Origin of the sequence: Geoalkalibacter sp., from assembly GCF_030604225.1 — a bacterium.
Classification (GTDB): Bacteria; Desulfobacterota; Desulfuromonadia; order Desulfuromonadales; family Geoalkalibacteraceae; genus Geoalkalibacter.
In genome coordinates, this window is the sequence record NZ_JAUVWH010000061.1 from 1 (window position 1) to 17,732 (window position 17,732).

Annotated in this window: 12 protein-coding genes; 3 read left to right on the forward strand and 9 right to left on the reverse strand. The window is 63.4% G+C overall.

All coding sequences use genetic code 11. From position 1 onward, the window contains the following. Nucleotides 1-58: 58 nt before the first annotated feature. On the reverse strand, nt 59-730 hold the full coding sequence (locus QAT43_RS08360; protein WP_305042602.1) for a succinate dehydrogenase cytochrome b subunit: 672 nt from the start codon (nt 728-730) through the stop codon (nt 59-61). 461 nt (nt 731-1,191) lie between these two features. Between QAT43_RS08360 and QAT43_RS08365 the strand changes: the two genes are divergently transcribed. Beyond that, nucleotides 1,192-1,533 carry a hypothetical protein gene (locus QAT43_RS08365; RefSeq protein ID WP_305042603.1) on the forward strand — a complete coding sequence of 114 codons (342 nt, stop codon included), beginning with the start codon at nt 1,192-1,194 and terminating at the stop codon, nt 1,531-1,533. Between the two features lie 36 nt (nt 1,534-1,569). Here the strand turns inward: QAT43_RS08365 and QAT43_RS08370 are convergent, their stop codons facing one another. Beyond that, nucleotides 1,570-2,505 (reverse strand): rhomboid family intramembrane serine protease, encoded by a 936-nt coding sequence (locus QAT43_RS08370; RefSeq protein WP_305042604.1) that lies wholly within the window; start codon nt 2,503-2,505, stop codon nt 1,570-1,572. Between the two features lie 73 nt (nt 2,506-2,578). Here QAT43_RS08370 and QAT43_RS08375 point away from each other — a divergent pair, with 73 nt between their 5' ends. Both QAT43_RS08375 and QAT43_RS08380 read left to right on the forward strand, forming a co-directional pair. After that, on the forward strand, nt 2,579-5,005 hold the full coding sequence (locus tag QAT43_RS08375; RefSeq protein WP_305042605.1) for a response regulator: 2,427 nt from the start codon (nt 2,579-2,581) through the stop codon (nt 5,003-5,005). A gap of 1 nt (nt 5,006) precedes the next feature. Beyond that, nucleotides 5,007-8,150, forward strand: a complete 3,144-nt coding sequence (locus QAT43_RS08380) for a hypothetical protein (protein WP_305042606.1) — start codon at nt 5,007-5,009, stop codon at nt 8,148-8,150. Here the strand turns inward: QAT43_RS08380 and QAT43_RS08385 are convergent. The 7 genes from QAT43_RS08385 to QAT43_RS08415 form a co-directional block, all read right to left on the reverse strand. Continuing rightward, a complete protein-coding gene (locus tag QAT43_RS08385; protein WP_305042607.1) occupies nt 8,138-10,612 on the reverse strand; it encodes a TonB-dependent receptor plug domain-containing protein in 2,475 nt (824 codons plus the stop codon). The genes QAT43_RS08380 and QAT43_RS08385 overlap by 13 nt on opposite strands. Nucleotides 10,613-10,636: 24 nt before the next feature. Next, a complete protein-coding gene (locus QAT43_RS08390) occupies nt 10,637-13,801 on the reverse strand; it encodes a hypothetical protein (RefSeq protein ID WP_305042608.1) in 3,165 nt (1,054 codons plus the stop codon). Between the two features lie 235 nt (nt 13,802-14,036). Beyond that, nucleotides 14,037-14,804 carry a GAF domain-containing protein gene (locus QAT43_RS08395; protein ID WP_305042609.1) on the reverse strand — a complete coding sequence of 256 codons (768 nt, stop codon included), beginning with the start codon at nt 14,802-14,804 and terminating at the stop codon, nt 14,037-14,039. Nucleotides 14,805-14,815: 11 nt separating this feature from the next. Continuing rightward, on the reverse strand, nt 14,816-15,727 hold the full coding sequence (locus QAT43_RS08400; protein ID WP_305042610.1) for a hypothetical protein: 912 nt from the start codon (nt 15,725-15,727) through the stop codon (nt 14,816-14,818). 37 nt (nt 15,728-15,764) lie between these two features. Then, nucleotides 15,765-16,100 carry a cupin domain-containing protein gene (locus QAT43_RS08405; protein WP_305042611.1) on the reverse strand — a complete coding sequence of 112 codons (336 nt, stop codon included), beginning with the start codon at nt 16,098-16,100 and terminating at the stop codon, nt 15,765-15,767. Between the two features lie 34 nt (nt 16,101-16,134). Further along, the gene (locus QAT43_RS08410; RefSeq protein WP_305042612.1) at nt 16,135-16,488 is read right to left on the reverse strand and encodes a hypothetical protein; all 354 of its coding nucleotides are present in this window, start codon (nt 16,486-16,488) and stop codon (nt 16,135-16,137) included. Between the two features lie 134 nt (nt 16,489-16,622). After that, nucleotides 16,623-17,642 (reverse strand): DUF481 domain-containing protein, encoded by a 1,020-nt coding sequence (locus tag QAT43_RS08415; RefSeq protein WP_305042613.1) that lies wholly within the window; start codon nt 17,640-17,642, stop codon nt 16,623-16,625. Between the last annotated feature and the right edge of the window lie 90 nt (nt 17,643-17,732).

The window sequence follows — 17,732 nt, forward strand, 5'->3', positions numbered from 1 at the left end:
CAGCTCTGCTCAATGGGTCCGGTAGGACATTTGCCGTCGAGTATCACGATAGTTCCCCCTAGAGTTTAACGATGCCTACGAGAATGGTGATCGGAATGGCGATATAGCCCACCAGCAGCGCGATGGCGACCCACTTGCCGGCTGTCTGGATGGTCGGCAGGGTGCGGGCGTTGTTCAGGCCGCTGGACTGGAACATGCTGCCGATGCCGTGGCTCAGGTGCAGCAGGAGAAACACCATGGCAATGACGTAGGTCAGGCTGATGAAAAACTTTTGGAAGCTCAGGACCACCATGGCATAGACGTCGAAGCGACCGGCGGCGTCGACGAAGGCCGAGATATCGGGGTTGGTGACACGGACGGTGAAGTGCAGCAGGTGATAAATGACGAAGAGCAGAAGCACCAGGCCGCTGTAGATCATGATCTGGGCGGCGTAGCTGGTCCGCAGGTTCTGCTTGCGTGCATAGCCGACCGGGCGAGCCATCTTGTTCTCAAGCGTCAGCTTGATGCCCAGCCAGATGTGCAGCAGAAAGACACTCAGCATCACCAGCCGGAAAATCCACACGATCGGCCCCAGGGAGTGGAGCTGGTGCGCATAGGCGTTGATGCCGTCGGGACCCGCGAAAATCGAGGTGTTCCCGATGAGGTGGACGATGACGAACAGGACCAGGAACAGTCCTGTCGCCGCCATGGCGATCTTCTTACCCACCGAGGATCCAAATAACATTTGCATACCCATCATCCCCTGAAAAAGTTGAACAACCTGTTTCCCCCTGAAACCACATCAGGGGGCACTCTCTCCGACGATATTTCAAGCCCGCCGGCGGCCGCCGGCGGTGAAAATCCGGGAAAAAAGGGCGGAGCCCGCCAGGAAGCGGGGCACCGGCAATGGATGTCGCGTGATTTTGCCTCAGCGTCCATCAGGAAAAGCCCGTTGCGAACGGAGGGGGCGAAAAGCCTGGAAGATGACTCTCGTTGTCCCGTTTTCCCTAGGTATTATAGCATTTTAACTGCATTGGCCCGGTAGACTGTATACACAATCCATACTCTTCTAGCAGTCCATGACAAAAATGTCAATTTTTACTTTGCCCCCGTTGATTGTCGGCGCGAGGGAGTCAGGGGAAGGTTTATTCCCTTGCGAGGCGATTTCTGTCAGAATGCGGCGAAATTCCGTTTCGAGGGAGGATAGGTCCAATGGCGACGCGACGCAAGATTCTGAAATGGGGGATGGTCCTGATCCTGGGCACGGGGCTGGCCGCCTGCGCGAGCGGCGCTGGGCAGCGCACCGCCGATCTGCTCGTGCAGGATTATCGGGCGATGAACAATGACGAGCTCAGCGCCTATTACCAGCAGCTCAGCGATCAGCTGGCGCGGGAATCGCGCGCCGCGCGCACCTCGGTGGGCGTGGGCTATGGCAGCGGATCTTTCGGCGTCGGCGCGGGGCGTGGTCTGGGCGACGAGGAGGCCGTGCTGGCCTTGCGCGAGCGCTGGAACGCGGTTCGACAAGAAATGCGCCGCCGGGATCTGATGCCCTGATGGGGGCCGGGCCAGAGGGCGTGCGGGGGGCGACGGTTATTGGAACAGGGGGCGCAGCGCCAGGGTCCAGGCGAGAATCAGCAGCAGGCCGGCGGCGGCGCCGGAAAGAAAACCGAACCCAGGTTTGGCCGGGTGGCTTCCCGCGGGCTGGGGGGGGATGAGAAGGCCCAGGGCGATTCCGACGAGCAGGCCGAAGAGGTGCGCCCCGAGATCCGTGTTTTCCCCTGCGGAGCCGAGCATGGCGAGAAGGGCCGCGCCGGCGGCTAGCGGCAGCAGGCGCCGGCGGCCGGAATGGCGACGTACTTCCAGGGCGCAGAGAATGCCAAGGGTGCCGAACAAGGCGGTGGAGGATCCCGCGGCACGATGGGCGGCCGCCTGCATGAGAGCATTGAGCAGGTTGCCCAGCGCCCCGGAGGCGAGGATCAGCAGCCACCCCCGGCCTAGGCCGAGCAGCGCGCACAGGCGCAGGACGAAGGGGGCGCCGATGGCCAGGTTGCTGGCCAGGTGCAGCCAATTGCTGTGCAGGGTGAGGGCGGTCAGGATGCGCCACCATTGCCCGTCGCGGATCGCGCCCGCATGGGCCGCGCCCTGTTCGAGCCACTGGTGGGGATGCAGACTGAAGAGCCCCGGCTCAAGCAGGGTCAGGTTGTGGAAAATGCCCACCAAGAGCAGCAGCGACAGAGCGGGCAAGGCGTTGTCGCCCGCCTTTCGATGCGGATATCTTGGCGGCCAGCCGCGATTTTTTTCTTCATAGAGGCGGATTTCGGTCGCGGCGCGCCGGCATTGCGCGCCGGGGACGACCAGCGTCCAGCCCTGTGCCTGGCGCACCAGTCGATTGGGAATGCCGCGGGCTTCCAGCACCAGGCTCCAGGTCCGGGCCCGGGCTGCGCCCAAGGGGGCGCCGATTTCAGTCCGTACCCCGGCGGGTAACAGGGAGCACCAGTTTTCCCCCGTGTCGAAATCGGTGGCCATCGAATAATTGCTTTCTTTACCGACGATGAATTTGTTAGAATCCTCTTTATTTTTCTCCGGGCAAGGCTAAGCAATGAGGCAGTATTTTCGGCATGCGCCGATTCGGCAGAAATTAAATGCCATCATCATGCTGACCAGCACGGTGGTGCTGGTGTTGACCTTGACCGCGTTCATTGTCTCCGAAATTGTTTCCTACCGTCAAACTTTGGTCGAAAAGACCGCTTCCCTGGCGGAGATCATCGGCCGCAATACCAGCAGCGCCCTGATTTTCAAGGATCCTCTGTCCGCCCAGGAGACCCTGGCGTCCCTTGCCGTCGAGGAGAGCATCGAGGCGGCCTACCTGTTCGACGCGTCCAACAATCCTTTTGCCTACTATCTTAACCCCTCGCGCCGCTTCGCACCGGGAAATGGACAACCTCTCGCCCTGGCGGAGCAGGATCTTCGGCACCTGCTTGAGGAGGGGCGGCAGTACCATCGCTTTAGTGTCAACACCCTGGTGATGTTGCGTCCGGTCTGGTTCGACGGCCGCCAGGTCGGCATGGTTTACCTGCAGTCCGACCTGGCGCCTCTCTATGCGCGCCTGCAATGGTTTGCCGTCGGTGCCATGCTCGTCTTCTGGGTGTCCGTCCTGCTGGCCTACGTGATTTCTTCGCGCCTTCAGGAAATCATCTCCCGACCCGTTCTGCATCTGGTTGATGTCATGAATCGCGTATCGCGCGAGCAGAATTTTCAACTGCGCGCCGAGCGCCAGGGCAACGACGAGATCGGCAGCCTCATCGGCGGGTTCAACGAAATGCTCGCGCACATCGAGAGTCGCGATACCGCGCTCGCCAACCATCGGAGCGATCTGGAGGGCCAGGTCGAACAGCGCACCCTGGAATTGCGCCGCGCCAACGAGGAGTTGCGGCGGACCGTCGGCGCGCTGGAGAAAGCCAAGGACGAAGCGGAGGCGGCGAATCGTGCCAAATCCCAGTTCCTGGCCAACATGAGCCACGAGTTGCGCACCCCCATGATCGGGGTGTTGGGTATGGCCGATCTCCTGGTTCGCACCCGGCTTGACGAGCGTCAGCGCAGTCTGGCCGAAACGGTCTACAACTCGGGCGAGGCGCTGCTCAATATCCTGAATGACATTCTCGATTTCTCCAAGATCGAGGCCGGCAAGTTTCACCTGGAACTCTCCCCCTTTGATCCGCGGCAGGTCGTGGAGGAGGCGGTGGATCTGCTGGCGGAAAAGGCTTTCGGTGCTGGACTCGAACTGATCTGCGCCATGGATCCTTGCCTGCCGACGCAAGTCAAGGGGGATGCCGGGCGTCTGCGCCAGGTGGTGCTCAACCTGCTCGGCAATGCCATCAAGTTCACCCCGCGCGGCGAGGTCGAGGTGGCGCTGCGCTCCTTGCTCGAAGAGCCTGGGCATGTGTGGCTGCGTCTGGAGGTGCGTGATACCGGCGTCGGCATTGCGGCCGAGGTTCACGACCGCATCTTTGAATCCTTTACCCAGGCCGATAATTCCACCGCCCGCCAGTTCGGCGGCACCGGCCTGGGGCTCTCCATCGTCAAGCAATTGACCGAGATGATGGGCGGCCGTATCAGGCTGGAGAGCGCGCCGGGCGAGGGGGCGCGGTTCCTGGTGGACCTGCGACTGGAAAAACAGCCTGCCGCGGCTCCCTGTGTCGACGCCGCCATCCAGCGCCTGGCAGGTCTGCGGGTGCTGGTCGTCGAGGATAATGCCCGGGCCGCCGGCGCCCTGGCGGATCTCCTGCAGGCCTGGGGGATGTTGCCCCAAACGGGGGGTAGTGCCGACGCGGCCGAGGGGCTTTGGGAGCGGGCGATTGCCGAAGGACGTCCTTTTTCCCTCGCCCTGATCGACCAGGGGCTGCCGGGGCGATCAGGCGGCGATCTCATCGCCGCGCTCCAGAAACGTTCAGAAGGCATGGCGCGGCGTTTGCTGCTGATGTGTCCGCCCCATGTGTGCGGGGCGGCGGGCGTTGCCGGGGATTTTCCGGAGGTGCGCTTGATCCATAAGCCCGTACGCGCGTCACTGCTGCCCGAGATCCTTGGCGCGGTCCTATCTGCATCGCCCTCCGAATTTGTCGCGGAAACTCCGCGGCCAAGCCCTTCGGTCCTCGTCGCGGAGACCGCCGTCGGCCCCCGCATCCTGGCGGCCGAGGACAATCCCACCACCCAGAAGCTGTTGCAAATGCTCTTCGAGGGCCAGGATTATCAACTGCGCATCGTCGGCAGCGGCACCGAGGTGCTCGAGGAGTTGGACAAGCGTTCCGTCGACCTGGTGCTGATGGATTGCCAGCTGCCGGGCCTCGATGGCTTCGAGGCCACCCGCATTTTGCGTGAGCGCGGGCACCGCATGCCGGTGGTCGCCCTCACCGCCCATACCCAGCAGGACGATGTGGCCCGCTGCCTGGCGGTGGGCATGGATGATTTCCTGCGCAAACCTTTCAAGCAGGCCGAGTTGTTCGGCGTGCTGCAAAAGTGGCTGAGCTGACATGGGTTTTGGTTGGTCGCGAAATACCTCGGGGGGGCAGGGGGCGCCTTTTGGACGCTGGTTCTGGCTGCCGGCCTGCGGCGGCTTTTTTCTCAGTGTCGCCCTGGCCTTTGGCCTGGTCGAGGTGCACAGGCAGCGACACCCCCAGCCTTTGCAGCTTAGGGCGGTGGACATTCTGAGCGAGGCGGGGCAAGGCCCCTTGCGCCTGCGGTTGCGGGGCGAAGGTTTTGACCGCCGGACCCGGGTGAATCTGGTCATGGATACCGGGCATCGCGGCGCCGTGGCCGGCATTCTTGAGACTCCCGGCACCCTGGAGCAAGTGCGGGTGGCTGGTGATATGGCTTATCTCGCCAGCAACTGGGCCGGCGTGCAGGTGGTGGATATCAGCGAGCCCCCGCGGCCCCGAGTGCTCGGCGTTGAGCGCGCTTCCTTCAAGTCGGCCTGGGATCTCGCGGTCGATGGTCATCTCCTGTTTGTCTCCGACGCCAAGCAGGGGCTGGTGGTTCTCGACGTCTCCGACCCCCGGCGTCCGGAAAAAATCGGAAGCTTCGTCACTGCCGATCCCTGCATGGGCATTGCCCATTCCCCCTCCCAGGCCTTGGTTCTGCTGGCCCAGGGCAAACATGGCGTCCTGGTCCTCGATGTCAGCAATCCCCGGGCCCCCCGCGAGGTTTCGCGCCTGGGCTCGGTGGGTTTCGCCTGGAATGTCAGGGTTCAAGATCGGCGGGTCTTTGTCGCCGACGGCAACGGCGGGCTGCGCATTTTCGATCTGGAAGATCCGGCGCACCCCCAGTTTCTTGGGCAGCTCAGCGGCAAGGGGCATGTGCGGGCGCTTGAGGTGCGGGAGAACCTGGTGTTTCTCCTTACCATTCTGCATGGACTGCAAGTCATTGACGTTGCCGAGCCGCGCCTGCCCCGGACCATTGGCACCCTCGCCGTTCCCGGCACGCCATGGGACTTGCGGCTTCGCGACGATCACCTCTATGTCGCCAACAATATCAGCGGAATTCTGTCCGTGGATATCTCCAATCCACGGCAACCCCGGCAACTCGGTCTGGTGCATGTCGCTCGGGCGGCGCGTGGTTTGGATGTCGCCGGGGATCATGTGTTCGTCGCCGGTAGCCGCCAGGGATTGCTGGTGGTCGATCGTTCTCGTGTCGCACCGCTCCAGGCTTGGCTCGAGATTCCCTTGGGCGGCCGGGTTCAGGCCTTGGCGCGAGATGGTATGGATTTGTTCGCGGCGGTGACCAAGCAGGGGCTTCGGCATTTCAAGTTGGGTGATGAGGGCTTGATCCTCGGGTCGAACCCCTTCGGTGAGTCCCTCCATGGCAAGCAGGGCGTGGCCTTCGGCCGACACCTCTTTATCGCGGGCGGAGAGGGTGGTTTACAGATCCTTGAAATGTTGGAACCCGGCCGGCTGGAGCGCGTCGGCGAGTTGCGCGTCCCGGGATTTGCCCATCGCGTGCTTCTCGATGCCGAGGGTCCCCGGGCCTTTTTGGCAACGGGTGGCGAGGGACTGCTGGTTTTGGATGTGTCCAGCCCCCAGGAGCCGCGAGTTTTGCAACACATTCCCGACTTGGGCAATGTCGTGGATCTGGTGATCTGCGCCGACCAGGTCGCGGCTTTGGATCAGGGCGGCCGGATTCATCTGTTGGAATGGAGCGAAAATCGCCGGCTCAGGCTGCGGGAAAGTGTGGCTCTGCCTGATCTTCTCGGCAACCTTGCCTGGGATGGCGAAGCGCTCTACGCAAATGGTCTCAACGCGGCGCTGTGGCACATTCGTCTCGACCAGGGGCGCGCCGGCCGGCCGCGCTCTGTCGCGGAACCGGGGTTGAGAAAGACCCAGCTTCAGATCAACGGCGAGCGCCTCTATCTGAGTGGCTTAAGCCAGGGCGGTGGGCAGGATCTGGAAATCTATCAGCTGCGCGTCGGGCAAATGCCGCAACGATTGGCGCGTATCTCCTTTCAAGACATTTCCGGTAGATTCCATTTTGTCGAAGATGCTTTGTACTTCGTGCGCGAAGGCCGGTTGGAAACCTGGGATCTGAGCCGTCCTGAAGAACCCCGACAGGCCGATGTCCAAGTCTATGCGACGCATTTTGCTGCGCTGGTGGTTGCCGACAACGAGATGTTTGCCCTTGCGGCCAATGGCGGTTTACGCCGGCTGGATCGCAGCGATCCCCTGCGCCCGCGGCCACGGACGCTGACCCTGGATAGCTTTACCGAAGTGTTGGACATGAGCGTGCTCGGCGATTGTTTGCTGATTCTTGATCGCAATGCCGGGCTGCATCTTTTTTCCCGCTCCCCTGACGCCAAGCCCGCGTCCCTTGCCGCCCTGGGTTTTCCGCGTGCCCTGCAGGCCTGGTACCGGGACGCTGAGCGACTCTATCTCATCGACGACGGCGGCAGGTTATATGTGGTGGACCTGGGAGATTTGCCTAATCTGAGGGTTGTGGCCGAGGGGGATCTGGGCACAGGGACGATTAGCCAAATCCGCGTCCGCGACGGTCTGCTGTACGCCGCCGCCCGCAAGGAGGGCCTCAAGGCCTGGGATATCCGCGATGCCCGGCAGCCGCGTCTTCTCGGGAAAAGTCGCCTGCCTTGGCCGCAGGGAGAATTTTCCTCGGCCCAGGATCTGGATTTTTCCGGGCCGCGGATCCTGGTCGCCGATGGCGATGCCGGGCTCTCGGTTTACGAGGAGACGGGAACAGGTGTGCCGCGCCTGCTGGATACCGTGCGGATTTCCGGGTTCTGCCGCCGCATCAGGGTCGAGGACAACCTTGCCTTCGTTATGTCGTCCCGGGAGGGGATTTACCTGGTGGATGTCGGGGGGGTGGGCCGTCCGCAATTAATCAGTCATCTGCCGGCCCAAGGCACGGTCGACAACTTTTGGAAGGAAAAGGATCGTCTTTGGCTGGCAAGAGAGGATGGGCTGAGCGCCATTCCCCTGCCTCTGCCCGCGACGCGGGTGCTTTCGCTGGGGGATCAGTCTCTTGAGGTCGAATTTGCCGTGGCGCCGGCGCCCGGCATCTATACCCTGCAATTGGTGCGCGGCGCCGAGAAACAGGAACTGGCCGGGGCCCTGCATCTTGCGGCGGGCCGCCAAGAATCGGGCGCGGCCGCCATGAACCCTCAGAACCGATAGTCCAGCCCCGCCCAGAACTGCCTGCCCAGCGCGTAGGTGCGTCGCACCGGATCCGCTTCGATTTTCTCATTGAAGACATTGTTGATTTCCAGGTTCACCGCGAGAACCTGACTTTTCCAAAGGCCTCTCTCCCACCTCAACTTCCAGTCGAAACGCCAGGTGGACGGGTGCGCAACCCGGTCGTAGACATCGAGGCTCTCCAGGATTTCCTCTCCCGTCACCAGATCGACGCGCCGCTCGCCGAAGGGCACGGGCCGCTCGACGAAGGTATTCTCCAGGCGTTTGAAGCGACTGACGTAGCTGGTGAAGTTGGTGAAGGTGAAGCCCGCCGGCAGGCGCGCGATGTAGGTCAGGCGCGCCTCCCAGGGATCATCCGAGGCATCGCTGGGCAACTGGCCGCGATAGACGATCTGGTCGCGGTACCAGACGCGTTCTTCGAGAATTTCCTCGCGCAGAAGGTCGTCGTAGGTTTCGTTGCTGGTCTGCGAATCGCGCCAGGTGGCGTTAAGGGACAGGAAATGCTTGGTCCAGTTGCGTTCCCAGGTGGTGCGCAGGCTGCGATGACGGCTGCGGCCGGCGTTGCTCAGCGTGTAATAGCGCAAGCCGTCGGGTTGCAGATCACCGTAGCTCTTGGCGAATTCGTCGCGGCCCTCGCGGTGGACATATTTGACGCTGAAGCGCCCGCCGAACAACGCCTGGTCGAGGCCGACGGCCGCTTCGTCGGCATAGGGGGTGTCCAGGTTGGAAAACCGTGCCACATGGCTCATTTGCAGCGGCGCCGGCGCCCAGGCCGCGGGTTGGAAATCCGTTTGAATGAAGCGGTTTTCCCGCAGGGGCGGGGCGATGGCCTCGCGCAGCTTGTAGGTGACCGGCACGCCCGCGTAATAGCGGTTGAGGCCAAAGGTCAGAACCGTGGCGTCGTTGCCGAGCAGGTCGAAGGCGCCGGCAAAGCGCGGCGCGGCGTTGAGATTGCCCATGAAATCGTCGTAGGAGAGGCGCAGTCCGGGGCGCAGACCGAGACGGCCCAGGGTCAGGCGATCCTCGCCGTAAAGGGCACCCTGGTGAATGATGGCGGCCGCCGAAGCGCGGGCATAGGTGTCGCGCTGGGTGAAGAATTGCTCGCCGTCGACGCAGCCCAGCAGGTCGTCGGCGCAGATCACATCCGGGGTGGTGCGTGCCTGGGTGAGCACCTGCGCGGTCTCGGTGCGCTCGTAGGTGCCGCGCACTCGCTCGAACTCCAGGCCGAGACTGACTTCGTGGACGCCCCAGGCCAGGGGCCGGGGGTAGCTGCTCAGGTCAAAGCCCAGGTTGAAGCTTTCCTGGGTTTTTTCGATGTCGCCGAAGCCGCCCTCGCGGCTGAACCCCGATCCCACCAGTCGTCCCCAGTCCTTGGTGTCCGTGGCCGCCCAGTTGCGCCACACGGCCGGCGCCTCGCGGGAATTCTCGCTGAAGCGGTAGGCGCCGCGCAGGTTGAGCTCCCATTCGCCCAGCACCCGCAGGTAGTCGGCGCCTGCCGTGTAGCCGCCCCCCTCGATGATAAAACGGCTGTCGCGGGTATCCTCGATGAAATGCTCGGCCTCATAGGGGGTGGCCTTAGCCGAGATTTCCAGCAGGCCGGCGTCGCTCAGGGTTTGGGTATACTTCAGGAACAGGTTGTGGCGGCGGCGGTTCTGGCTTTCGGCGACGCCCAGGTTGTAGAGCGGGATGTTCGAATCGAGCAGGCGATAGGCGGCGAGCAGGCCGCGCTCCGCGCCCAGGGGCAGATTGAATTCGACGCCGGCGTCGTGCTTTTCAAAGCGTGGCTGGCCCTGGGACCCGCCCGAGCGATCGAACTCGGCGCGCTGGCCGGGCGTCAGGTGGAATTTTGTCCAGTTGTCGCGGGTGGTGCGATAGTCGAGGCGTCCGCCGAATTGGGGAGCCGGCGCGCGGGTGCGCACATCGACCACGCCGCCGGTGAAATTGCCGAAGCGCGCCGGCACGTTGGTGTCGTAGACGATGATTTCCTCGACCAGGGCGCTGTCGAGAAACAGCTCCTGGCTGTGGCCGGGAACGTCCGTGAGGCTATTGGGGTTGCGCGCGATGGGATCAAGGAGGCTGTTGTTGCTGATGCCGTCGATGGTGAAATTGTTCTGAAAACTCTTGCCCCCGGAAATGGAGATCTCCGGCGGCAGGATTTCGCCACCCGTCAGGGAGTCGCTGAAGCGCCGGTCAAGCTGCACGTCGGGCAGGACTTCGAGGAGTTCGGTGAGATTGCCGTTGCCGCGCAACAGGTGGGGAATGGCCGTTCCCGGCAGCAGGGAGCGGCCCGTGGCGCGGTTTTCGATGGTCTCCCGCACATGGATGGTGTCCAGGCGGTAGTTCGTGCTCGGGGTCGGCGCCAGATCCTCGGCATGAAGGTTTTGCACCGCCAAGGTCAGAAGGATGAAGAGCGCGGCAAGACTCTTGGAATGAAGGCGTGGCATGGGTGTCCGTTGCAGGCTGAAAAATCAATCCGGATAAAGGGGCCGGGCGTCCAGATGATCGGGAATGCCGTCACCGTCGCTGTCGGAGTCTAGTTCCAGTTCGAGCAGCTGAATCTCGTCGGCCCAGGGATGAAAGAAGTTGGGTCGCCCGTCGCCATCCGTATCCACCGAGGCCTGGGGATAGCCGGGCAAGTCATCCCAGTCGCAGTAGATTTCCGCCAGCTTCTGCAAGGCCAGATGACGGTCGCCGCGGTAGGGCAGGCCGAGGGCCAGTTCCCGCGCGGTCGCGAAATCCTTGGCGCGTGCCTGGGCGCCGATCAGGTGGCTGGCGGTGGTGGTTTTGTTGATGTAGAGGTTCATGCGGGTGGCCGGCACGTAAATGCGGTCGGCGGTGGCGCGGGCCTCGGCGAGCAGAGCGCGGGCCGTGTGCAGCAGGCTCGGGTCCGCCGCGCCGAAGCGGGCATGGAGATCGGCGGCGAAGATCAGGCTTTCGGTCTTGAGCTTGGCCAGGTCGTCGTGGTCGGTACCGGCGTAGACTTGGCCGGGAACATAGAGTTGGCGCGCGGTGGCGAGATAGGCTTCGAGGGGTTCGCGCACGAAGACCTCGAAGGCGCCGAGGACCAGTTCGCGCAGGTTGGTCGCGGCGGACGGCGAAAGTCCGGGCGCGGCGCCCTGGATGGCGGCCAGGGCGGCGTCCAGGCGGGTCCGGCCCTGCTCGGGCAGGTTCATGTCGGCATAGAGGCGCGCGATGTCCACCAGGGCGCTGACGCGGTATTCCAGGTCGGTGAGGGCGTGAGCGACGCTTTCGGCATCGTCCAGCAGGCTTAGCGCCAGGGCAGGGTCCTGTGCCCGGAAGGCGAGGTCGGCCAGTTTGACATAGCCCCACTGGACCAGGTAGCGGTAGCGGTTGCGCTCGGTGGCTTCCGTCAGCGTGGAGACCAGGGCGCGGGCGCGCAGCAGGGCCTGGACGGCGAGGTCGAACCTCTCGGTCTCCGTGGCCTGTTCGGCGACGTAGGCGCGTTTTCGGTTGCCGGCGAAATAGGTCCAGGCTTCGATGCGGTCGCGTGGGTCGCTCAGGTGGGTGCTGATGAACTCCTCGGCGGCCGCGATGCCTTCCTCCAGGGCCAGGGACGCGGCAACCGCCTTGAGGGCGAAGATGCGGTAGCTGAGGGCAGAGCGGGTGATGCCCTGGATATCCACGTAGGCGTTGGGAATGGCGTAGGCCAGGGCCAGGGCCTCGTCCTTGCGGCCGATCTGGTAGAGCATGTCGACCATGCGGTCCATGTAGACCCAGGTCTCCGTGCCGCTGAAGCCCAGAAGGCCGTCATGGTGGCGCAGTTGCTGGATTTCCTGATAGAGCTGCCAGGCGCCCTGGGCATCGCCGAGGCGGGCATGGCGCTGGGCGGTTTCCACCAGGTTGAAGATGCGCGCCTTGTAGTGGCGCTTGCCCGCCGTTTCGTTGGCCGGGGTGCGGCGCGCGTAGTCGTGCAGGGAGGGCAGGGCCGCGGCGGCGAGATCAAAATCGCCCTCATCCAGGTAGAGGTCGACGGTGTCGCGGGTGCCGATGAACAGGCGGCTGAACAGGGATACCGTGGTGAGATGGGGCGCGGCCTGCTCCAGGTCGTCGAGCACCAGGCGCGCTCCGGCCGGATGGCCGGCCTTGCGAAAGGCGCCGGCCAGTTTCTGCAGGTTGGCGGCATCGCTGTTGGCAATGCTCGCCCAGCCCTTGGCCGCGATCACCCGGCGAAAGGCCGCGTGGGCCTGGTGCAGGGCGGCGAGGGCCTGCTCCTGGCGGCCGTGCCGGGCCAGGGATTCCCCCAGGGTGGTCAGGCCAAGGCCGCGGTTGACCGTCTGGAAAATCTGGGTGTCGGCGATGAGGCGGGCGTCCTCGTGCAGGCCGTGCCGGGATTTGCCCTCAAGAATCTTGAGCATCACCGCATCGCTGAGATCCGCGTCGTTGAGGCCCGCCAGCAACAGCTCGGCCTGGTGGAAATAGGAGGCGTCCGAATTGTAGTAATAGTCGATGCGCTGGGCCGGGGTGGTGAGAAACTCATCCCGGAACAAGGGGACCACGCGGTTGTGGCGCACCCGGCTCTGGACAAGGCGGGGAATCTCGGCGTCTTCGTCCAGGCGGGCCAGTCGGCTGTGAAACTCGTCCGGGGGCAGGAGAAACGCCTCGGCGCTGTTCAGTTCGTAGGAAAAAAGCACGTAGCGGATCAGGCGCCGCGGCGCCGGAGCGCTCAGGACGAGGCCGTGCCGCCCGGCGGCGTCGAGGATGCGCTGGTTGAGGAATTCGGCATTGGCGAGGAACCGCTCGTCACGGCGGTCGATGTCGTCGCCCTCGGCCAGCATGAGGGTCAGGGTTTCGAGCAGGGCCTGATGGAGTTCGTGGCGCTGAAAGGCTTGGCCCCAGGCGGAAGGCGGTTCCCGGGTCAGCAGGTGCGTGAAATCATGGATTCGGGCGCGGGCGGCGCCGTCCAGCCGGGCCAGGCTTTGCAGCGCTGCGTCGCGCGGGGCTCCGTCGGCGGCGAAGAGCGGCTGAGCGCCCAGATCGTCGAGGATCTGGAGCAGGGGATGGGCAACCCCGGCGCGAGCCAGTTCCACGGCAATCTTGGTCAGCAGGAGCGCACGGTGTTGCAGGACCGGATCCGTCGAGGGTCGCGCCCCAAGATCCTGGGCCGCGGGCAGGGCCAGCAGGTGGCGGACTTGGGCGACCGCCTCCTCCGGTTGCATGCGCCTTTCGATCTTTTCCGCGAGCAGGGTGGTCAGGGGCGTAATCGCCAGCTGCCGGGCCGCGGCATCGACAAGAACCAGAGGGGCGCGCATTTCAATGGACGAAAAATCCACCCCCGTTTGGGTGTCGCTGCCGCCCACGGCCACCGCCACCAGGGCCGGGAAGTGAACGTTGCCATGGAGCAGCAGGGAAAACCGGCCGTTCTGGTCGGTCAGGGTTTCGCAGCGTCCGTTGCCGCTGCTGCCGCACAGGCGGGCGATCTCATCGGTGCCCTGCATGCGCAGGAACACCCGCGCGCCGGCCACGGGACCATCCTCGACAAAGCCTTCGAGGGGGCGGGCGCCGGATGGCTGGGGCAGGTCGACGCTGCTGCTTTCCCCGCCGCAGGCGCAGAGCAACAGGCTGAGGGCCAGCAGGGCCAACAGGCGCAAATGGACAAGGAAGGAGAGCTGCATGCGGATTGGCGATACCTCTGCTGCAAATGGCGGAACGCCCACCGGGTGGCCGGTTGTTCGCTCCAGGTTTTTAGGTTGCTGCGTTTGTTTGGGTGGGTGAATGCCCATCCCATGCAAAAATCGTGGAATGCAGGCTGTGTCCGGTCTCGCTGAAGGAAGGATTCGTCCTTAGATGCGTCGCATGCGGCACACTATGTCCGATTGTCCCGGGGCAGGTCAACCCCAAAAAAGCGTTCTAATTTTCGGTAGGTTGTGTCTGGCGCCGACGGCTGTGCTTGCGGATTTTCTGTCCAAGGAGAGCGATGATTTCCGTGGCCGCCTGAATGATGTGATCATCGGCGAAACCGGCCTGGTTCATCTCCCGGTAAAAGGCCTTGCCGACGATGCGAGCTGTTTTGGCCGGGTTTTTTACCGCCAACGCCAGGGATTGATCCATGGCGTCCTGGGCGCTGAGCAGCAGGGCCTGCTGGGCGAAGCGCGATCGCAGCAAATTCTGCAACTGCACGACCTGGATGGATTTGCCCACCAGCAGGGCGACGGTCGTGAGCAGTTGTAAATCCTTGTCGTCATAGGTCCGCCCGTCCAGGGGCGTGTTGACGTTGATGACGCCCAGCACCTGGCTGCCGATGAAAATGGGGGCGCAGAGAAACCCGCGGCTTTGGTTCTCCGGCCAGCGCGCCTGGCCGGCGAAGGGCGAATCAAGAATGTCGGAGACCAGCAGCGCCTTGCCGCCGGCGGCCACCTGTCCGGCGATGCCCTCCTTGTGGCGGGTCGTTTCGGCGAAGGCGGCCTGGGGCAGATAGCCGTGGCTGGCAAAGATCTTCATGCGGGGATCCCGGCCCTCCTCGTCACGAAACAGCATGATCGAGCAGTTGCGCGAGTCGAGAACCTCGGCGGCCTGGGCCGCCAACTCGCCGAGACTTTCATCGAGGCGTCCCCGTTGTTCCAGGAAGCTGGCGACGCCAAGGAGCTTGACAAAGGATGCATCGGCATTGGCGGGCATGAGAGACCTCTCTAATCGTCCTTCAGGTTGATGTCGGGATAATGCCGGGCCAGGCACTCCGGGCAGAGGCTGTGGGAGAACTCCGATTCGGAACGCGACGAAATGTACTCCTCCATGGCCTCCCAGTCGTTGTTGTCGTTGCGGATTTTCTTGCAGAAGCTGCACACCGGCAGCAGGCCGCTGAGCACCTTGATCTGCCGGGACTTGGCCTGGATGATGCCGGCGGCCTTGCGCAGCAGGGAATGGATCACCAGGAAGATGACGCCGAGGATGGCGCTGAGGATGGCCAGCATGACGACGACCAGGCTGCGGACATCCTGGCGGTAGCGCGAAACGTCGAGATAGATTTCGTAGGAGCCGATGACCCGGCCGTGATTGTCGGAAATCGGGATGTAGGTCTCGGCGACGTCGATGTTCAGGCGCAGTTCCTCCTCCAGATCCCAGAACTCGCCCTTGTGCGCGATGCTGGAATGGATCTTCCCGCGCAGCGCGGTTTCGAGGGCGCGATTTTTTTCATCCACCAGGCCGATGATAGCGAGATCGTTGCTGTAGACGATGGTTCGTTGGGCATCATAGATTTTGATCTTGGCCACCTGCAGCGCCTCGAGAATGGGGCGCACACGCGCGTCGAAGCGATCGAAGTCCCGGGTGTCCAGGGTGATTTCCGGCACACCCGCCGTGGTGGTTCGGATCAGGGTTTCGCGATCCTGCTGGAGGAGCGCCTTGCTGATGCGCACGGAGCGCTCCTCGGCCTGGGAGCGGATATAGGTCTGAAAGGTCAGATAGGCGCCCAGGGCCGAGAGCGTCAGGATCGCCACGAAGGACAGCGCCGCCGAGAGGATGAAAAAATGCAGGAAGCGGCGTCCCTGGTCTTCCTCGCTGAGGCGCAGATGGGCCGGCAGTTGACGAATGTGTGAGGGCATGCCGATGAGAATCCGTTCCTGGGCGGTGGTGTGGGCGTCAGGTCGTGACGGGCGGTTGGGTCGCGACGAAATCGTACCGGCCGATGCCCTGGATCAGCAAGACGCGACAGGGAACTTCTCCCGCGTTGCTCAGGCGGTGCGGCTCGCCCGCCGGCAGGGCATGGCAATCCCCAGGACCGTACAGCCGGCCCTGGGGATCCTTGCCGGTTTGCAGCAGGACTCTACCCTCCAGGCAATAGAAGGTATCCGCGACCTCGGTGTGCAGATGCCAGGGAATTTCCTCCCCGGTCGCCAGAGTCATTTCCGAGACCCGCACCTCGGGGGTCTCGAGGATCACCTTCTTGCGGGTAATTCGGTAGGGCGCTTGGGTCATCCACGCATCCTTGGCGGTTCAGTGCTCCAGGCCTTCAGGCCTCGATGACATTGCCGCGCGTTTCCACATCGAAGATGGTCATGATCGATTCGGGACTGAAGGGGCAACTCTGATCGTCCTTGCCCGGCCGCTTCCAGTAGATCATCTCGCCAGCCTTGGTCTTGTCGCGGCTGACCCGTTCGGGGATGCGAGCCTCAAGAGTTTGCCACATGGTTTCCGTGTCGAGCAACTCAAAGCCGCTGAATTCGTCCTCCTCGTTGAGATTGTCGAGGAAGCGGGCGATGAGGTCATAATCGATGAAATCATTTTCCTTGCGCCACCAGCGGATGAAGCGGTCCTTGTCGGTGCGGACACGGGCGATTTGCTCAGCGATCTGCTTGCCGTTCATGCGTGATCCTCCCTGGCTTCAGGCCCCCTGGAATGAGGGTGTCGGCCTGTTGTCGCTCTTCCTTTTATTATAATCCGCCGCCTTGGGGGTGCAAGAGCGGCGCTCTTCACCGTCCTTGGGGTGGAGCGAAAAGCTCAGAAAGAATATTGCAGCGCCAGGCTGGTCTTGAAGTCATCCTTTTTGATCCCCGATGGGGGCGCGCTGTCGCGTTCCCAGATATTGCCCAGGCGCAGGGACCAGGAGGCGCCCAGGGCGGTGATCAGGGCCGCGTCGTTGCGCAGGACGTAATCGCCGAAACTTTCCAACTGCGGGTAGACGATCAGGGTGTCGGTGAAACGCAGCCAGGAGGTCAGCTCATAGCGGAAGATCGCGGCGAGCCGCGCGGTGAACCACTGGTCGTCCTCGCCGTCCCGGCGGTCCTCGCTGAAATAGGCGAGGCCGGCTTCCAGGGCGAGGGCCTTGCGCGCGTCGTCCCAGATCTGATAGCCGACGCCGGGGCCGACGATGGCGCGCAGGTTGAGATCCTTGAATTTGTCGTTGAGCAGCTCGACGCTGAGCAGGCCGTAAAAACGCGGCGTGAAGAAGTAATCGTATTTCATGGCGCCGTAGGCATTGCGTGTGGTCACCTCGCCGTCCTCCTCGGCGTAGTTGTAGAGAAAGCCGAGACTGAAGCGGTCCTCCAGGCTGCGGCGCACGGCATCGGCGCCGAAGGTCAGGCTGATGCGGTCGGTGTTGCCGGACTGCTGGGCGCCGCCGAGAAAGACGTTACCACTCCACAGAACATCCGGAACATTGATGGAGCGCACCTCGTCCCAGGCGATCGCCAACTCTCCGCGCCCCTGCTCGGGAACCAGGTGAACTTGTCCATCCCGGGTGAGCAGGCGGCCCTGTATGACATCGGTGCCGTGAAACCGCAGGGTCAGGGGCGCGTCCGTGTTGATGGCGGCGATCTCGTTCATGTTGATCGCGAGATTGGAGGCGTAGGGCGTATTGATGAACAGTTGCCCGCCCTTGGCTTGCGTCACCGTTCCGCTGATACGGTCCCCGTTTATCAGCAAAATTTCATCGGCCGCGGCGGCTTGCGGATGAACCGCCGCGAAAAGAATCACGAGAACCGCCAACGTCAACCCCTCGAACCATGGCGAAACGCGCATGCTTGCCTCCCTGGATAGCCAAAATCGTTGATAATGACAGCGGAATTGTCCCTGGGAGTCTAGCAAGGGAGGGGTGAAGGTCAAGGCGGG

Coding starts and splice junctions, on each gene's coding strand:
- QAT43_RS08400 (WP_305042610.1), bottom strand. CDS start 15,727: ATGCCCTCACACATTCGTCAACTGCCGGCCCATCTGCGCCTCAGCGAG.
- QAT43_RS08380 (WP_305042606.1), top strand. CDS start 5,007: ATGGGTTTTGGTTGGTCGCGAAATACCTCGGGGGGGCAGGGGGCGCCT.
- QAT43_RS08390 (WP_305042608.1), bottom strand. CDS start 13,801: ATGCAGCTCTCCTTCCTTGTCCATTTGCGCCTGTTGGCCCTGCTGGCC.
- QAT43_RS08365 (WP_305042603.1), top strand. CDS start 1,192: ATGGCGACGCGACGCAAGATTCTGAAATGGGGGATGGTCCTGATCCTG.
- QAT43_RS08375 (WP_305042605.1), top strand. CDS start 2,579: ATGAGGCAGTATTTTCGGCATGCGCCGATTCGGCAGAAATTAAATGCC.
- QAT43_RS08385 (WP_305042607.1), bottom strand. CDS start 10,612: ATGCCACGCCTTCATTCCAAGAGTCTTGCCGCGCTCTTCATCCTTCTG.
- QAT43_RS08360 (WP_305042602.1), bottom strand. CDS start 730: ATGCAAATGTTATTTGGATCCTCGGTGGGTAAGAAGATCGCCATGGCG.
- QAT43_RS08410 (WP_305042612.1), bottom strand. CDS start 16,488: ATGAACGGCAAGCAGATCGCTGAGCAAATCGCCCGTGTCCGCACCGAC.
- QAT43_RS08395 (WP_305042609.1), bottom strand. CDS start 14,804: ATGCCCGCCAATGCCGATGCATCCTTTGTCAAGCTCCTTGGCGTCGCC.
- QAT43_RS08370 (WP_305042604.1), bottom strand. CDS start 2,505: ATGGCCACCGATTTCGACACGGGGGAAAACTGGTGCTCCCTGTTACCC.
- QAT43_RS08405 (WP_305042611.1), bottom strand. CDS start 16,100: ATGACCCAAGCGCCCTACCGAATTACCCGCAAGAAGGTGATCCTCGAG.
- QAT43_RS08415 (WP_305042613.1), bottom strand. CDS start 17,642: ATGCGCGTTTCGCCATGGTTCGAGGGGTTGACGTTGGCGGTTCTCGTG.